This is a genomic window from Alteromonas sp. MmMcT2-5, from assembly GCF_022348315.1.
GTDB classification, from domain to species: Bacteria; Pseudomonadota; Gammaproteobacteria; order Enterobacterales; family Alteromonadaceae; genus Alteromonas; species Alteromonas macleodii.
Map to the genome: position 1 here is coordinate 1 of NZ_JAKRFB010000052.1, position 16,361 is coordinate 16,361.

Sequence of the window (16,361 nt, forward strand, 5' to 3'; positions counted from 1 at the left end):
GAAAAGTGAGTGTGCCACGGAAACAGAAACGTGCGCATGGTAGCACTGATTATTTGGAAAAGGTGTTAGCGGCGGGTTTGGTAGCGTTGAACGATATTTGATCGTTCATGCTCTCACCGTGCACTTTCAACTGTACTTTCAACTGTACTAGCTCAGAATTGATGCTTACTCGTTTTTTTAGGCGCCGCTGTAAGATTAGATTTGAGCTAGATTCTTCTCAGCCAAGCCCGTTTCCCATCGATTAATGTTTCCAGTGGTGTTCTGCTACAGCACATTTTGCCTTGCTGAGTCCTTTCATTGTTTTACTAATCCATCTACACTGTCTCATTAAAGGGGAAGCGGACAAATGCACAACAAGTAACTGTTCATTATCGGTAGCGGGAAAAAAGTCAGTCAATTCATCAGACGAAAACTACCATACCCCAAGGGGGCTTCTAAGGTGATCGATTGTTATCGGCATGGTAATTTCAAGAAAAAATACTTTGAGGAGGGACAAGCCATTAATAAGATTCAGTTTATCGGCACTATCTTTATTATATTAACATTATTAGTGGTAGGTATTGGCTTTTATTGGATTGCACGTCGACATGATAAATAGATCCTGTTGCAAAAGGCTACTTGACAAGAAAGTTAGAAAACAGCTGACATACCAAAACATCCCATACTGAATTTTTGCTCCTCCAAAAAAGGATAACTAACCATCACATAAGGATGCCACCGCATGATAATGCGGTCGATTATTGCCTCTAACGTCTAGAACAGCTTGAGTACATGAAGGTATATCAGTATGGAATTTCACGATACTCCGAATGCCTCTCCCGACTATATTGATTGAAAGAGTGGCCTTTCGGATGTTCAGTTGCCATACTTCGTGACAGTTCTGCTATTCCCAAAGACATGGGATAGGCAATAAATAAAATTCACAAATGTAACCCTTAAACACCAGAAAGACAGCAGGTTTATAAAGCGGTGTACGTCCCGATGTAGAACTTCAGATTGTATACTGAGTATATAAGTTAGGGAAAAATAGGTTAATATAGGCCCATTCAACAAATGCGAATACTCGCCGTCAGCTGGACTTTTGAATCACATTTTTTGCTGTAACACGTATTGTGGGAGTGCATCATGTTAACGTACACGCGCGACAGAGGGAAAAAGCAGACTATATGGGATATCATTGACATCCCCCAGAGAGGTCGCCAGCTTCAAGAGGCCATAGCAAGAGGTTTACCCTATTCCACCTTTTTGCGCATCGCACGTTACGCTGAAATGACCAATGCAGAATTGGTTGGGTTACTCGGGATTTCAGTATCCACGCTACGTCGTCGTGCAAATGCTGGAAAGTTGAGTGTTATTGAAAGCGAAAAAGTAGTTCGCCTCATTCAAGTGATTAATGCAGGGATAACGCTTTTTGATGGCAGTAAAGAGAAAGCGCTGTCATGGCTTAAGTCTCCCTCTCGTGGATTGAATGGCATTCAGCCTATCACGATGATATCGACATACGCGGGGACAAACGAGGTTATGGCGTTGATTGGTCGTCTAGAGCATGGTGTGTATTGTTAATTAGAACGCGCTATAATGTCTAGTAGCGAAAGACAGCACAAGGCTAGTACGACATTGTTATATTCGCTGAATTTTGACCAACTTAGAAGAAAAATTGCCTTTACTAGAACGGCAGAGCATCGATTGAAACAGTGTTTAAAGGTGTATCATGGCAAGAGTGTCGAGAGTTCCATTGAGCTTCATTTTATCAAGCAAAAACCCACGGCCTGAAGACAAGGCTCGATTGGATAAGTTTATGAGTACGTTTAGAGAACGTTCAAAAGAAAAGATTGCGAGAAAATTTCCTCACCTTCCCGAAGTCGAAATTGACTAGATTTTTACAGGTTCTCGTTTTCGGTTTTGTTTTAGATTTAGTCTTAGTTGATGCTCAGTGAGCGCTTAGTTGAGTAACTCACTGAAGGCGACACCGCTTTTTGTGCTCAACATTGTTCGATGTGTGTGGGCATCTCATCATAAGTGGCTTTATCAAGTTTACATGCCCCCCTCTCTGCCAGCATTTTACCTTATCAACGAGTTTTTAAATTTATTGCGTAAACTGCTCTGATTGTTCATATCGGGTAATGGCACAGCTTAGTGCATCTATAAGCAATAGGTTGTTATCGTAGTCCTGTAACAAAATTTCCATAATGTCTAAAGCTTTTTGGTGCTCTTCTTCGTTATTTATAATACTTAATATTGGAAATTCACTTTGAAGTCGCTGCCCCATTTCTCGCAATCTTAAGAGAGCATTGCTACGTTTTTGCATAGTCTCTGCCGAATTTTCGTCGTCAGAGATTACATCAAATATATTCTTATATTGAAGAACCTCATCTCCTGTTTGTTGCTCATGCTCAATGACTTGTTTACTTCGTGCAGTGTCATCAGCTACTTCATCAATAAGTTCTTCTTCGCCTGTTGGCCAGTGAAAATCGTTTGGGCTAAGAAGCTCCTCTAGCGTGTACTTATTTGTGATTATTTCACGTTTTTCACACCAATCTCTCGCTATCACATCAAAAAATTCTGCAGGAATTTTCACCGACACCTGAGAGTCTAATATTTCAACTGGTAACGGCATGGAATGCGAAACAACAATATCTATTTGGGCACTACTCTCGGGGGGTAGTGCTTCACTATTGCCAGACTCATTATTATCTATCTGATAGAGGCTCAATGCGGTGGAGGCCTGTGATATCAAACTTTTCTTGCTCATACTCTTGTCCTGAAATTATCAGCTTCGCTACATTAATGGTTAGGCTCTGAGCTTAAATATATGCTCACACCTCAATATTAACTCAGCGGCTTATTCTGCTTTTGGCGATAATGATTAAACTAACCCGGGCGGCTAGCGCCGAACTATTAACCAATGGAGCAAATATTGATACTAATATGAAATCGAAAACTTTCACACGAAAATTCCTACGATAAGTAGGTTTAGCCAACTATCTTGACCGGGTCTCTATAAATATTCGACAAGACAATAGCTATGCCGAGCTTAGAGCGATTTTGGTTGCGCTGTTCAATCCACTTATCTTCCACCAGCGAGCCTGTGTCAAAAGTCTCAGTGTCTTGCTGTGTTAGCATATCTAGTAGTTCAGCGGTTCGAAGATAGACTGTGACACTAACCCACGTCGCTTTTTTCTTGTTGCTGACCTTGGTTACCTTTGTACTTCTTTGTTGTTACGAGTGATAGATTGGAAACCAAGTCACTTTACGGAAATGTGTTCACTTCAATTGAGCCGATATTTGCTCTTTACTCTCACATTAAAAAAACCTTGTGACATAGTGTGTATTTCCTCAAATTGAATTAAGGTGTTCAATTTTTTCTCGAAAAATGCCTTAATCATGCCCTATACTCGTATGATAGCTGCTGATTGCTTTGGGTCTATAGTACGGCTTCGTTGTTAATCCATGACTGTGAGCAGCATGGTTAAAACTAGGAAGCCTGCTAACATTTGTGTTTGTTAAATGTGAGGAACGCGATGTATCAAATTATTGTGTACGGAACGATTGGTATGCTGGTGACGCTAGCCTGTGCAGCCATCTTCATTGACTGGGATAAAATAGGTCACAAATACTTTCCAGAAACCTTTAAGGCGCCAGAGGATAATTCCTGAGAGCCGCTCAATATCAAGTGCCCTAGGGAGGATGCGAATAAGTCCCCAATGTGAGATCATAGCTGCATAGTAAATTGCAGTCATTACCGTCCATGAGCCAACAGTTAACTTTTGCCGATAGTGAGTTTTCCAGCAAGCGCCGCCAGACCCGCAAAGAAATTTTCTTATCCCGGATGGATAATTTGCTGCCGTGGTCTCAACTGCTGGAAGTGATTGAACCCTTTTATCCTAAAGCAGGCAATGGCAGACGTCCGTATGCGCTTGAGACCATGTTTCGCATTCATTGTATGCAGCAATGGTATAGCCTTGGTGATGAAGCGATGGAAGATGCGTTATATGAAATTGCTTCGATGCGTCAGTTTGCGCAACTGTCATTGGATAAAGCCATTCCAGACCGCACCACCATTATGAATTTCCGGCACTTGCTGGAAAAGCACAAACTCACTCGAAAGTTATTCAAAACGGTCAACCAATGGCTGTCGGACTGCGGTGTGATGATGGCGCAGAGTACACTGGTGGATGCGACGATTATTGAAGCTCCCAGCTCCACTAAAAACAAAAAGAATGAACGTGACCCAGAGACGCATCAGACTAAGAAAGGCAATGAATGGCACTTCGGTATGAAAGCCCATATTGGTGTGGATGCCAAGAGCGGTCTCCACCATACATTGGTAACCACCGCCGCCTACGAACATGACCTGAATCAGATGAAGAACCTGTTGCGTGGCGATGAGAAATTCATCTCTGGCGATGCTGGTTATCAAGGCGCAGAAAAACGCCATCAACATCGAATATTTAAAAGCCAGCATTCGGGCGAAAGTAGAACACCCGTTCCGGATCATCAAATGTCAGTTCGGCTTTATCAAAGCACGCTATAAAGGGCTGACAAAAAATGACTCACAGTTAGCCATGCTATTCACCTTGGCGAACCTGTTTAAAGTAGACCAGATGTTACGACGACAGCCAAGATCTGTCTGAAATCCGGGAATAGTCCGGAATTAGGTCGAAATCCGGCCTAAAACGGCAGTATATTGACCAAAATTGAGAATTTAGCGTTCAAAAATTAGACGGCGAATGCAAAGGCTAGTTCAAGAACTAAATTGCAGGACTTATTCGCAGTTTCCTTTGAGCCTTTCAGCATATTCTAACTAACTATCGTAAAGTCGATATCGGTCCAGTGTGATTATTATCACCACAAATGAGATTTGTAGAAAATTTATCAAAACAACTGAGGTTTCATATCACATAAATGAGACGATTTATCAAACTTCATGAGAATCCACACTGTGTGTCGTACACATGGTGCGTTACCCACTTAAGTTCGAGTCATGGAAGAATTACAAAGTTGTCACCGCAGATTTAAAGCGCGTATATCGCTCAGCAACAGAAGATGAGGCACTGCTAGAGCTGGAACGGTTTGCTGAAACATGAGACGGCCAGTATCCACAAATCGCTAAGTCATGGCGGACGCACTGGCACAACCCCAACACCTTATTTAATTATCCAAAGGACACCGCAGGCCAATTTACAACACTAATGCCTTTGAATCTCTTAACGACGTTATCCGTAAAGCTATCAAGAAGCGGAAAAGCTTCCCCAGCGGGGATTCAGCAAGGTAAATGGTGTACTTAGTAATAAAAGACGCCAGTAAGAAATGGTCGATGCCAATACAAAACTGGCGTCAGGCTCTTTCTCTATATTGCATTACCGCGATCCCTTTTTTATTCGTCTGAAAACTGGATTTATTCACAAAAACCGTATAATACCTTCGCGTGGGTATGCGGTTTGCCGTTTTGGGCATAAATAGGTTTATATCGGCGCCGAAAACGGCATATCGCCAGTAAAAACTAGTTGCAATTAGCATGACTGCTCTATGCATCTGCCACAGTGGGATTACCTATGAGCTTGTATCATTCGGTAACGGGAAACTATCTAGCGATAATGATACTTGTTTTTTGATACCGTTCTTTCATCAGATCGAGTAAGTAATTAGCCTGTCTTGTGCTCAGTTTTTCCATTCCCCATTCGTTTAGGATGAGTAGCTTATTCTTGGCGAGTTGGGCAAGCTTTTTTTGGTAACTGCTATAGGCGTGGCCGATATTCATTTTATCAAGGAGTTGACCAAGTCGGTAACATCGCACTGTATGATGCTGCTCACAGGCTCACCTGGCTAATACGCAAGCAAGGTTGGTTTTACCGCACCCCGTTGCACTACTGACGATAATGTTATGGGCGTGATGTAAGTATTGGACGCTGTCTCGATGGCTTAATCCTACTTCAAATTTGAGGATCGGAACGTCTTTAATATTTCTCATATCTGTTCTATTTCTCGCCATGGCTGCTCGTTCCTTCAATCAAATGATTAAGTTAAGCTTACTAATTGGTTTGGTGAGAAAAAGAAGGAGATCTCGGAATGGTCCGGAACGTCTCTACAACCTTATTAAAGTCTCAGTCAAATAAAAAAATAGTTTGTGGGTGGGTTAATCCCCCCTACCCTTTTCTTTCTTTTTCTATCTTATTCTAATGTGGTTAGTTTTGGCACGTTCTGAATGTGGTTGGAATTTTAAGCATATCTGTGGAGCATTTCGATTATGGATGGAGCTAGTTCTATCCATCTGCGTATGGATGGCACCACTTATGTTTAGCGCGGGTTCCATAGCTTTTGCTTGTCTCTTATTTTCATTATTTTATCGTGTATGGTTAAAAACTTGAGCGTTCGCTTTGTTGAATTGTATAAATTGCAGACTAATCTGAATTTTAGGCACGAGAAAACTCCAGAACAGTGTCTGGATTCCAAATAGTTGTTTTTTGTCAGTGGTTTTGTGCTTTTTTCATTGCTGCAAGGTAGGACGCGTGTTCCGCTGGCGTAGCATGCTTACCCGGCCTATTTAGTCCCATTGGCTTATTTATTGAATTGCGAGTAACACCAACAGTTTTTTGTCTCACGTCAAAAAGTCGAGATTTTAGCTGCTTGTATCCTTCCCTGACCCGCTCAGCTAATCTAACTTGTAAAAAAGCGATTCGTTTGCCCTCTAGCTTGAGAGTTACTAGCCCGAGTTCGACAAGTGTATTCACTACCCGCCTTACGGTATTCCTTGACCACTGCATCATTGCTGATAAGTAAGGTACGCTTAGTGACAAGGTCGATTTATCAAATTTGTCTCTGAATTTGATCTTATTGTGAAGGTACCCATGCAAAACTATCGTTTTATGAAGGTGCCGAGATTGATTGCGCTTCCACTTTTCCCCTTTTTTAGAGGCTTGCAGCGCGTTAACATAAACTTTGAAAAATACATTTTTCAAATCTGGCTTTTTATGTTTACTACTTTTCCTTAGAAAATTTAAGATTTCTGACAATTCAGATGAGAATTCCTGAGCATACTTATGAGTACCAAGTACTAAATAATGTGATATGTCGTCAAAGTAGTTATAACGAAGAGCCTTATTTTTGTCGTCAGGTTTTTCAGCACGTGCTAAAAAGTTCTTCTCGACAAGCTTATCTATTGTTGACCTTATTGTGTTCGCGGAGTATCCAAGATTGTTACAAAGACTTGCTGTACTACGTTTAAATACTTGTCCCTTTTGTTTATCACAAGCAAAATAAGTAACAAAAGAGAAAACATATGATTCTGTTTCGTTGAGGTGTTCAAAAAGTCCCGTGCTCATGAACACAAATTCTGTGTTTTTTCTCATGTTTTTACCAACAAATCGAGTTATTGTTGATAAAAAACGCCCTAACAGTTGACGTGATCGATCAATCCGCTAGAATTGGATGTGTAACTCGTTCCAAAAAGTTACATCCTAAGACCCGTGCAGTGCGCCAACACTTCACGGGTTTTGTCTTTTCAGCGCTTCTTATCTTCCCAAATAATTTATGTTGCTCTTCAGTGAGCAAATTAAAGATTCAATATAAGTAAGAGAATGTCTTTAACAGATGTAATCTTTATATGAAAGGTAATAGAGATCAAGTTGGATCGTGATCTAATTTAGATCTTTTTAAAGATTCGATCCGAGCCATAATCTATTGATTTTCCTTGCTGTAGATTCGATCCAAGGATTTTTTAACATCAAATTATAAGTTACCGCTGACTATTGAAGTGGCTCAAAATATGTAATGCAGACATATCTCGTCTAAAAGCTATAACTGATGACCCATGCTCTGGTGAATAACCAATATTTATCAGGTAACCTTGTACCGTGGCCCGACCGTATTCGACTACCAATTCACCTTTTCTTGGCTCAGACAAATGACATGTCTCTATGATTCGAACGATCTTGTCTTTGACAGCGTTATGAATTTTAGCTTTATATTCGGGATCTACATTCGTAAGTACCATGTTTGAAAACTTACGCTTAAATTCACTTAGACTGGTCGAAGGAGCTACTGATTCACGAAGCTCGTTCCATGTATACATCTGCTGCGCCTGACGTCCAGTAATGAGATGTTCCCTCGCCCATAGACCAAACAAAATTTCAATTTCATTCTTTGTTGCGAAAATATCACTGTCAATCAACAACATTTCGTTAAGAGATTTTTCAGCGCGCACGGCAGCTATAATATTTTTCACTGTCGAGCGCGGAAACTGAATAACTGCTGCTTTTTTTTCTATCTCTCTTTCATCTTCATAGGTAACAAGAGCCTCAAGTCTGAAAAGCTTGTAATACATTTCAATATCTTTAATTGTACTGTGGTCTTGTCCATATAAATCGCGCATATCAAATGTAGTTGCTGATATTCGCTGCAACGATTGGATAGCATTATTCATATAACCACCAGCTGATGCATCTGAAAGCGGAATATCCTTCGCCATTGATATAAGAGGCTCTAGTGGTAATGTGAATGTTTCTCCAATAGTATCGGCCTGTTCAACTCGTTCAGAAATATGATTGATAAGCCAGGTAATAGCGCCTGCGTAGTAGCTCATATCAGGTAAATAGATAAGCCTTCCCTCTTCTGCTCGGGCGGTGATGGAGATTGGTTTTACTCTACCGTCTACTTTTAGTTTAACGTTGATAGTACCTGCTTTATCTTTACGATTGGTTCGCATCGCTTTGACTAGATATCTAACAATTTGTAGCTCAAGAAATCGTGTTTTATCGTCATATCGGTCAATATCTATGGTTTCAACGGTATTAGATGACACCAATTGATAATTATCTCTCTCCGGTATTGATGAATGGTCTGCAGCTGCTACAGCTTGCCCTTTAGGTATCGCTAATGTAAAAAGCTTTCCTCTACGACGTCGTATTGGATCAGTTGTAATAAATTCACTTTTTATAAGATTAGCTTTTTCAAGAGTGACGAGATGATGTCGAATATTTGATACTTTTCGATTTATACGTTCGGCGATATATTGGATACTTGCAATGCGTTCGTCGATATCCTGTAGAGCTATAAAGACGTCAGAAATCACAGCAATCGTAATTGGTGAAATAGATAATGCTCCACATAAACGAAGGTACAGTTTCAAATCGAGTGATTCAGGAGCGTCAACCAGAGGCGCTTTAAATCCATATTTTTCTGACAAGTCAAAAAGCTCTCGCACTATAATTTCCCCCGTTGTTATAGATTACAGTTATTTCGTAGATTCGATCCTGAGGTTACCCAACTATCTTTATCAAGTCCATTTTAAAGGTTGAATTCAGTAGTATGTTCAAAAGAAGTAAAACCTTTACTAGGTTCAGGTGAACCTGATAGGAGTTAACACCTCGCAAGAGCTTGCCCGTAAAAGCTTTTAGGGAATTTCTTATTAATAAATCAAATACCGAATTTATTAGGTTTATTGACATTAAAGTCTTGGTTTTCTTTGATGATGTTTCAATAATAGGTACAAACTTTTAATCTTCTCTTAGCTTGCGGGATAAGCTTATCTACTTAACATTTTCTTTATTGGGTTCATGTGAACCTAATAGGCATCAACACCTCTCAACACACTGCCAGTAAAGACTTTCAGTTAGCTATCAATAATTGAACGAAATAAACTACACAGCTTTTCTGAATGGATTAATAAAAGATTCGATCCGAGACATTGAAAGATTAGCATGTCAGACTGATGTTATGTGCTGATACAAGGTTGAGATTATGAATACAGACGAAATGTACAACGGACTGCGGGTGCTCTCTAGTTACCATAGAAAAGGAGGCGTTGGAAAAACGTTTCTTGCATCAACAATTGCATATCTGTTAGCAACCGGCGGCCCAGGCGGAAAGGGGATAAAGCGTCGTGTTTTGGTGCTGGATTACGATTCACAGCAAGATTCGTCCAAAGCATTCTTAAAAATGGATGCTATACCAGGCGATGATGAATACGCTGCTCCGCTACACCCAGAATTTGAAGAGATTAATGATCCAGAATGGAGTGGCCGAAATACTTCCACTGATATCTTGTTTGATTCACCAGTATATGAATATCCAACTGCTTTCGAAAACATCAAAGTGTTACCGTCTGAAGGTAATGTTGACCGTGTACTAGCTCTGACACCGCAAGCGGATAGACTGGTTTCAAAAATTTCGACACATATGCGCGATTGGTTTTCAATTCCAGAACTGGCGGAAGATTACGACATCGTTATTGTTGACAACCCGCCAAGTAAGTCACCGGTTAGCGCTGGTATGTTGGGAGCCGCTACTCATGTGATAATTCCGACTGAACCTGAATACGACTCTATAGATGGTGTACCTATGCTGCTTAATCGAGTAGACCGTATCAACGAAGACCGACAAAAATCACCACTGAAGATAGTCGGTGTTGTTCCAAATAAAGTTCCAAGCAAATCGCGTCTTACACAGAAAGATGAAGTGGCACTTGCGAAACTTTACGACAAAACTGGTCCTACCGGAGAATATATGACGCGCTTTTGGCTTCAGCAACGTAATTGCTATCGCGTTATGGAACGCCCATCTGTTGATGAGTCACATTTTAATTACGTGCATAATCATCACGCGCAAAAAGAAATGCAGAAGCTTTATGAACTGATTGAAGGCAGCTTATGGGGGAATGAATAATGAACAGCCCTAAAAAGGCGAGACGTAGAACAGTCGGAAAAGTTAATACTCAAGAAGACTTAATAAGTCAATTTGAGTCAGGGGAGGGCGTATCTAAAAAATCTCAACAGATGTTGGATGACCTCAAAGCTCGGGACAAATCCAAAGAAAGCGAAGTACATGACGATCCTATCTTTAAGACATCCTCTGAATTAGATAGGGTGCTGGTAGATTATATACAACCACAGTCAGATAATTCACGATATTTACCCGTTACCTTTGCACAGAAATCAGATGATGAGTCTATCGCAGCTTTGGATAATTGTGTTGTCTGTGAAAAGGGAATTCTTGAGAATCGATTATCAAAAGACAACCCTCGTTATGACGCGGTTAATTTAGAAATAGAAGAAATTAAAAATCTAGCTGAAACGCTAAAGCACAGTGAACTAGTTCATCCGATTTCTGTGTGGAGAAAGAATATGACTGACTATCCTATTGTAGCTGGTCATAGACGTTTCTATGCAATTCGTTTCCTTTATGGTGGTTTGATAAAGGTTAAAGTTAAAATCTATGCTGAAAAGCCACGAAACCTTAGTGTGCTTCGTCACATTGAGAATTTTTCTCGCTCTGATCTAACTCCACCCGATGCGTTAAACAGTTATGCAAAAGCTGTTCGCGAATTAGAAAGTTTGGAAGGGGCAAAAATGCAGACTGAACGCTTATCGTTAGTGACATCTTATTTGGGAATTAGTCGCACTTCATATTTCCGTTATGACAAGCTTTATGAGCATTTTGATATTGTTTATAAACTTCTTGAAAACAAGGTAGTAACAAGTCTTGTTGCGCTTTATGAAGAGATTAAGAAAGCAGAAAAATATAATGATGCAGAGCTTTACCTCAATAGGTTGGCAGACCTCGGAAAGTTTAAAAAATATATTCCTTCTGACGTATCTAAGAAGCCGGGAAGGGCGAAGCAATACATTACAATGCCAAAAGTGAAAGTGACAGAAACTTCAGCAATTCGTCGATTATTAACAGAGGATGTTACAAAGCTCGATGTTGGAATTGACTGGGAAAATGTTAACTTTGACGATGCAGTTGCATTAGAAAAGGTATTAAAATCTTTGTTAGTATCATTATCAAAATAACATATCAAAGTTCAAGTGAACCTTTATACCTTATTGGCTATGCAGGCCAGTTTTTACCTGGCTTGCAGATATTTTTAATTTAAAAATTAAATGAAGAAAGAATTAAAGATTTTATGTAATTTCCGAATTCGATCCGGTAATTACCCCTCCTATTTTTACACAATTTCAACCTTTAATTTCTGTCAACAGGAGCAACGGCTGGTTGACGGTTGAGAGTTTAGTGCCAACGGTATTTATTTACGCGTCAAAATAAGCGAATGATTACTCATGCTGCTTTTAGTCCATTCCGAGGATTAAAGCATTTTGTATTCAACTAGAATGCCAAAAAGGAAGAGTGAAACACTGATTTCTCTATGTATAAAAACATATCTGTCGAACAATAATAGTGTCTATTTTCTTTACATTCGTTTTAAATTAGTTACGCCCTGTTTGCTGCAGCACGCAATATATAAGGCAAGGTATATATTTTGCTAATGTTTCACTGCTCAAGAAAAGGAAAACAGCATGAAGCATATTCTTACCACCTTATTACTGTTATTTATCAGTAAGACAGCGTTTGCCGACATCATAAAATATGAGTATTTACTCAACTATACTGGCTATGAATACTACGGCGTAAATTATCTCGATGAGTCACAGATTGCCTCTGAACTTGATGAACTGAATACCAACCCGATTGAAGTCTCATTTACCTATGATGACACACTTGCTTATTACTCCAACTGGCTGTTGATTTTGAAAGCAGCCTAGTTTCTAGAACCGTCACGCCATCACAATCCAATATTTCTGTTCCAGAACCACAAACGGTTATTATCCTCGCGATGGGGGCCATGCTTTTATTATTAAGGCGCCGTTATTAATAACTAATTTAACTAGGGCGTTCCTCTGTTAACCAAAGAGGGCAACGCCCTGCAAACGTCACCAGATTTCACGTACGCGCGCCTATTTTTCCACCGCAATCACACGAATTTTCTACTCCACGATAAAGAAGCAAAACACCGAATACAACGATACCAATCAATAATTACAGACCACCTTCAAACCGGTATTCCAAAGAAAGGCGTCCCTCATCCACCACCGAGGTGCCCCTCTTGCTCAACTCGCGCGCGCCTTCGGCTGGTCGGGCAGGGCGGGTTTCAAGGTTGATGCTTTTACCTTTTAATCGGTAATATTTTATTGCCTCAGGACGGTTAATGCTCATATGCTATCAATAATCGAGATTTAGATGGGAGCAATTACGAACAACCCCTGAGACTATGATTTTGTTTTTAAAAAAACCGAGCGAATCACAAATGCGTGCGAAGCAAACAAATCTGCGTTCTATGCTGTCATGAAGGTGAAGGCCGCGCTCGCATCAATTAATTTGTCTGAGGTGAAATTTTCAGTGCGCCATTGAAACATGCCGTCGTATTCTTCATCAAAGTTCGTCAATTAATGGTTATGATGACAAATGGCTATTTACGGTTTACATTCATAAGTCGTATATACGGAGATGCGCATGAATTCACCAGATTTCCCTGCTGACGAAGCTTCAAGATTACTTGCGTTAAAGCGCACTGCGTTACTCGACTCACCACCGGAAGAACGGTTCGATCGAATTACTCGGTTAGCTGCGTCTGTATTTAATGTTGACATCTGCTTGGTTTCCCTTGTCGATAGCGACAGGCAATGGTTCAAATCAAAAGTGGGTATTGATGATTGCCAGACAAGCCGTTCAATATCGTTCTGCGGGCACGCGATATTACAAAATGACGTATTGATAGTACAAAATGCTACCAAGGATGCGCGTTTCTCTGACAACCCCTTAGTACTACAAAAGCCAAATATTCGTTTTTATGCGGGTGCGCCACTGCGTGAACCTGGCGGGCAGCCCATAGGCACCTTATGCCTTATCGACCCTGAGGAGCGAGAATTTTCACAACGAGAAAAGCAGCAATTACGCGGGTTTGCTGATTTGGTTGAACATGAAATAGCTAAAATCGATATTGAACATCTCGAGCAGCGCCTTATGACGAGCAATCTGCGTACGGCCTCAATTATTGAATCGTTACCGGATATGGTCTTTGTTATTGACACACACCATCGGTTTACGCTGTGTAATGAACATCCTGATTTGCTCAAGCCAAAAGATGAGGTTTTGGGGCAAAAGCTCTTCGATGTATTACCTTTCGAATTGGCTAACCAAATGAATCGTTACGTTGAAAAGGCGTTTAATAGTAATACGTTACTTCAACATCAGTATACCCTCAATAAACTGAAGCAATCTTTCGAAGCAAGGTATCAAAAGTTAAATAACAGTGAAGTGCTAGTGATTGTGCGCAATATTACGAATGAGAAGCACAAAGATGACATTATCAGCGATAACCAGCACTTACTTGATGCGGTTATTGATACCAATAATATAGGGGTATGGCGTTTAAATTTACAAGATGACCAACTCATTGTTAATGAGAAATGGGCAACCTTACTCGGCTATGAGTTATCTGAGCTCATGCCCATAAACAGGCAAACATGGGAGTGCCTGACCCATCCAGACGACTTGGTTTATGCCGCACAGCAAATTGATGAATACGCACTGGGTTTAACATCGCATTACGATGTCAATATTCGAATGAAACACAAAAACGGCCAGTGGAAATGGATAAACACGAGAGGAAAAGTGGCGTCAAATTCACAAAATGGTGACGTTGAATGGTTATTAGGTACGCACTTTAGTATCGATGAGCAGCTGCAAGCAGAAAGTCAGCTCAAAGAGACATCGTCTAAAATGAGCGCTGTAGTAGACAACTTACTTGACGGCATCATCACCATTGATTCAAGCGGCATAATGCTGACTGCTAATCAGGCTGCGCAAAGCATTTTTGGGTACTCACATCGCGAGCTTATTGGTCAAAATGTCAATATGCTGATGGGCTCGCCGCATCGCGAACACCATGATACGTATTTAGCAAACTACCTTAGTCGCGGTATCAGTAATATTACGGGACAAATTCGCGAGCTGGACGCACAGCGAAAAGATGGGTCAGCATTCCCTGTTGAACTGGGCGTTGTTGAAGTATCCCTTGATGATGACATTAACTTCATCGGCATAGTGCGTGACATATCAGAACGCAAGAAGCGCGAAGACAAAATACACCAGCTCGCTTTTTACGATCCCCTAACATCCCTTCCAAATCGTCGCTTGTTGTTAGACCGTTTGTATCAAGCACAATCCAATTGCAGCCGCACAGGCGCCCATGCAGCATTACTGTTTCTCGATTTAGATAACTTTAAGGATTTTAATGATAGCGCCGGGCATGATTAAAGGCGACTTATTGTTGTGCCAAGTTGCAGAGAGACTGGTGCAGGCTACCAGGCATGGGGACACGGTTGCGAGGCTGGGCGGCGATGAATTTGTTATCCTCATGACAGAGTTAAGTAATACTGAAGAGGTCGCTGCGGTACAAAGTGAAACGCTCGCTGTAAAACTGTTGACAAAAGTTAGTCAGCTCTACGATATCGAGGCCATTTCGTATCAGTGTTCAGCGAGTATCGGCATTACTATTTTCAATCGAAGCGCCGACGTCGTTGGCGATTTATTAAAACAAGCCGATATGGCGATGTATAAGGCCAAAGCGACAGGGCGAAATCGCGTATGTTTTTTTAACCCGAAAATGCAGGCTGATGTAAACACAAAAGCGGAAATTATTCAGGAGTTATACACCGCAATTTCAAACGAGCAATTTGAACTGTATTATCAAAAGCAGGTTGACGACCACGGCCATGCCATTGGCGCAGAGGTGTTGCTGCGCTGGCGTCACCCCATGAAGGGAATGATTTCGCCTGCGCAATTTATTCCCGTCGCAGAAGATACCGGCCTTATCGTTCCAATAGGGCAATGGGTTCTGCAGCAAGCGTGCCAAATGCTAGCCAGCTGGGCAAAGGCGTCTGCTACAGAAGCACTTACCATTGCCGTTAATATCAGTGCTATCCAGTTTAATAAAAACAATTTCGTGCAGACAGTGCTTGATGCGCTTCACAAAACTGGCGCGAATCCTCGTCGCCTAAAATTAGAGTTGACGGAGAGCATGTTGGTCAGCGACATAGCTGATATCAAAACTAAAATGTCTGCACTGCAGCAACACGGTGTGATGTTTTCTATAGATGATTTTGGGACTGGTTATTCATCGTTATTTTATTTAAAGCAACTACCGCTAAATCAATTAAAAATAGACCAGGCCTTTGTGCGAGATATCTTGGTTGATGACAATGACAGAGCTATTGCACAATCAGTGATAACACTCTCGCAATCATTGAAGTTAGAGGTTATCGCTGAAGGTGTTGAAACACAGGCGCAGCGCGCACTGTTACAGAGTATGGGCTGTAGTGCTTATCAAGGATACTTGTTTGGAAAGCCGTGCAGCATCGACGAATTAGAAATTTAATACCAATTAAGCCTACGCAAGGTATTAAAAGGATTCGGTTAAAAAATAGCATCCGACAGGTCTGCGTACCTGTGGCGAATGTATTTAGATTGCATATATGGCGTTGGGTGAGGTTGATGATAGATGTTTTGCCGCTCGAGCTTTGCGG

General features: G+C 41.0%; 13 protein-coding genes and 3 pseudogenes. 10 read left to right on the top strand and 6 right to left on the bottom strand.

Annotation, left to right across the window (positions count from 1 at the left end; translation table 11 throughout):
• Nucleotides 1-195: 195 nt before the first annotated feature.
• A pseudogene (locus tag MHN09_RS17335) lies at nt 196-313 on the bottom strand (IS481 family transposase); the annotation flags it as partial.
• Nucleotides 314-1,125: 812 nt separating this feature from the next.
• Between MHN09_RS17335 and MHN09_RS17340 the strand changes: the two are divergent.
• The gene (locus tag MHN09_RS17340) at nt 1,126-1,563 is read left to right on the top strand and encodes an antitoxin Xre-like helix-turn-helix domain-containing protein (protein ID WP_187447844.1); all 438 of its coding nucleotides are present in this window, start codon (nt 1,126-1,128) and stop codon (nt 1,561-1,563) included.
• A 148-nt stretch (nt 1,564-1,711) separates the two neighbouring features.
• On the top strand, nt 1,712-1,876 hold the full coding sequence (locus MHN09_RS17345; RefSeq protein ID WP_239241607.1) for a hypothetical protein: 165 nt from the start codon (nt 1,712-1,714) through the stop codon (nt 1,874-1,876).
• A 210-nt stretch (nt 1,877-2,086) separates the two neighbouring features.
• Here MHN09_RS17345 and MHN09_RS17350 read toward each other — a convergent pair whose 3' ends face one another.
• Both MHN09_RS17350 and MHN09_RS17355 read right to left on the bottom strand, forming a co-directional pair.
• The gene (locus MHN09_RS17350; protein ID WP_187447845.1) at nt 2,087-2,752 is read right to left on the bottom strand and encodes a hypothetical protein; all 666 of its coding nucleotides are present in this window, start codon (nt 2,750-2,752) and stop codon (nt 2,087-2,089) included.
• 221 nt (nt 2,753-2,973) lie between these two features.
• Nucleotides 2,974-3,123: a hypothetical protein gene (locus MHN09_RS17355; RefSeq protein ID WP_187447846.1), complete on the bottom strand. Its 150-nt coding sequence runs from the start codon at nt 3,121-3,123 to the stop codon at nt 2,974-2,976.
• Nucleotides 3,124-3,521: 398 nt separating this feature from the next.
• Between MHN09_RS17355 and MHN09_RS21495 the strand changes: the two genes are divergently transcribed.
• The 3 genes and pseudogenes from MHN09_RS21495 to MHN09_RS17365 form a co-directional block, all read left to right on the top strand.
• Entirely contained in the window at nt 3,522-3,656 is a 135-nt protein-coding gene (locus MHN09_RS21495) for a hypothetical protein (RefSeq protein ID WP_262385816.1), read from the top strand.
• A 92-nt stretch (nt 3,657-3,748) separates the two neighbouring features.
• Nucleotides 3,749-4,634: pseudogene (locus tag MHN09_RS17360) on the top strand (IS5 family transposase).
• Nucleotides 4,635-4,940: 306 nt separating this feature from the next.
• Nucleotides 4,941-5,389, top strand: a pseudogene (locus MHN09_RS17365) (transposase); the annotation flags it as partial.
• A 1,078-nt stretch (nt 5,390-6,467) separates the two neighbouring features.
• Here the strand turns inward: MHN09_RS17365 and MHN09_RS17370 are convergent.
• Together MHN09_RS17370 and MHN09_RS17375 are read right to left on the bottom strand one after the other, a co-directional pair.
• On the bottom strand, nt 6,468-7,349 hold the full coding sequence (locus tag MHN09_RS17370; protein ID WP_187447576.1) for a hypothetical protein: 882 nt from the start codon (nt 7,347-7,349) through the stop codon (nt 6,468-6,470).
• Between the two features lie 386 nt (nt 7,350-7,735).
• Nucleotides 7,736-9,202, bottom strand: coding sequence for a hypothetical protein (locus MHN09_RS17375; RefSeq protein ID WP_187447577.1), 1,467 nt, complete (start codon nt 9,200-9,202; stop codon nt 7,736-7,738).
• A gap of 536 nt (nt 9,203-9,738) precedes the next feature.
• On the opposite strand from MHN09_RS17375, the gene MHN09_RS17380 reads away from it, so the two are divergent.
• The 3 genes from MHN09_RS17380 to MHN09_RS17390 all read left to right on the top strand — a co-directional run bounded on the left by MHN09_RS17380 (nt 9,739) and on the right by MHN09_RS17390 (nt 12,539).
• On the top strand, nt 9,739-10,662 hold the full coding sequence (locus tag MHN09_RS17380; protein WP_187447578.1) for a ParA family protein: 924 nt from the start codon (nt 9,739-9,741) through the stop codon (nt 10,660-10,662).
• Entirely contained in the window at nt 10,662-11,789 is a 1,128-nt protein-coding gene (locus MHN09_RS17385) for a ParB/RepB/Spo0J family partition protein (protein ID WP_187447579.1), read from the top strand. Before MHN09_RS17380 ends, MHN09_RS17385 begins: the two co-directional genes overlap by 1 nt.
• Nucleotides 11,790-12,293: 504 nt before the next feature.
• The gene (locus MHN09_RS17390) at nt 12,294-12,539 is read left to right on the top strand and encodes a hypothetical protein (protein WP_187447580.1); all 246 of its coding nucleotides are present in this window, start codon (nt 12,294-12,296) and stop codon (nt 12,537-12,539) included.
• A 274-nt stretch (nt 12,540-12,813) separates the two neighbouring features.
• On the opposite strand, the gene MHN09_RS17395 is transcribed toward MHN09_RS17390, so the two are convergent.
• Nucleotides 12,814-12,990, bottom strand: a complete 177-nt coding sequence (locus tag MHN09_RS17395) for a hypothetical protein (RefSeq protein ID WP_202942884.1) — start codon at nt 12,988-12,990, stop codon at nt 12,814-12,816.
• 297 nt (nt 12,991-13,287) lie between these two features.
• Here MHN09_RS17395 and MHN09_RS17400 point away from each other — a divergent pair, with 297 nt between their 5' ends.
• Together MHN09_RS17400 and MHN09_RS17405 are read left to right on the top strand one after the other, a co-directional pair.
• Nucleotides 13,288-15,093: a PAS domain S-box protein gene (locus MHN09_RS17400; protein WP_269752036.1), complete on the top strand. Its 1,806-nt coding sequence runs from the start codon at nt 13,288-13,290 to the stop codon at nt 15,091-15,093.
• On the top strand, nt 15,071-16,213 hold the full coding sequence (locus tag MHN09_RS17405) for a bifunctional diguanylate cyclase/phosphodiesterase (protein WP_269752035.1): 1,143 nt from the start codon (nt 15,071-15,073) through the stop codon (nt 16,211-16,213). Before MHN09_RS17400 ends, MHN09_RS17405 begins: the two co-directional genes overlap by 23 nt.
• The last annotated feature ends 148 nt before the right edge of the window (nt 16,214-16,361 follow it).

What these genes read in the sequence shown, in the direction of transcription:
- MHN09_RS17340 (WP_187447844.1), top strand. Translation starts at nt 1,126, where the DNA reads ATGTTAACGTACACGCGCGACAGAGGGAAAAAGCAGACTATATGGGAT.
- MHN09_RS17385 (WP_187447579.1), top strand. Translation starts at nt 10,662, where the DNA reads ATGAACAGCCCTAAAAAGGCGAGACGTAGAACAGTCGGAAAAGTTAAT.
- MHN09_RS17370 (WP_187447576.1), bottom strand. Translation starts at nt 7,349, where the DNA reads ATGAGAAAAAACACAGAATTTGTGTTCATGAGCACGGGACTTTTTGAA.
- MHN09_RS17345 (WP_239241607.1), top strand. Translation starts at nt 1,712, where the DNA reads ATGGCAAGAGTGTCGAGAGTTCCATTGAGCTTCATTTTATCAAGCAAA.
- MHN09_RS17350 (WP_187447845.1), bottom strand. Translation starts at nt 2,752, where the DNA reads ATGAGCAAGAAAAGTTTGATATCACAGGCCTCCACCGCATTGAGCCTC.
- MHN09_RS21495 (WP_262385816.1), top strand. Translation starts at nt 3,522, where the DNA reads ATGTATCAAATTATTGTGTACGGAACGATTGGTATGCTGGTGACGCTA.
- MHN09_RS17395 (WP_202942884.1), bottom strand. Translation starts at nt 12,990, where the DNA reads ATGAGCATTAACCGTCCTGAGGCAATAAAATATTACCGATTAAAAGGT.
- MHN09_RS17355 (WP_187447846.1), bottom strand. Translation starts at nt 3,123, where the DNA reads ATGCTAACACAGCAAGACACTGAGACTTTTGACACAGGCTCGCTGGTG.
- MHN09_RS17390 (WP_187447580.1), top strand. Translation starts at nt 12,294, where the DNA reads ATGAAGCATATTCTTACCACCTTATTACTGTTATTTATCAGTAAGACA.
- MHN09_RS17380 (WP_187447578.1), top strand. Translation starts at nt 9,739, where the DNA reads ATGAATACAGACGAAATGTACAACGGACTGCGGGTGCTCTCTAGTTAC.
- MHN09_RS17400 (WP_269752036.1), top strand. Translation starts at nt 13,288, where the DNA reads ATGAATTCACCAGATTTCCCTGCTGACGAAGCTTCAAGATTACTTGCG.
- MHN09_RS17405 (WP_269752035.1), top strand. Translation starts at nt 15,071, where the DNA reads ATGATAGCGCCGGGCATGATTAAAGGCGACTTATTGTTGTGCCAAGTT.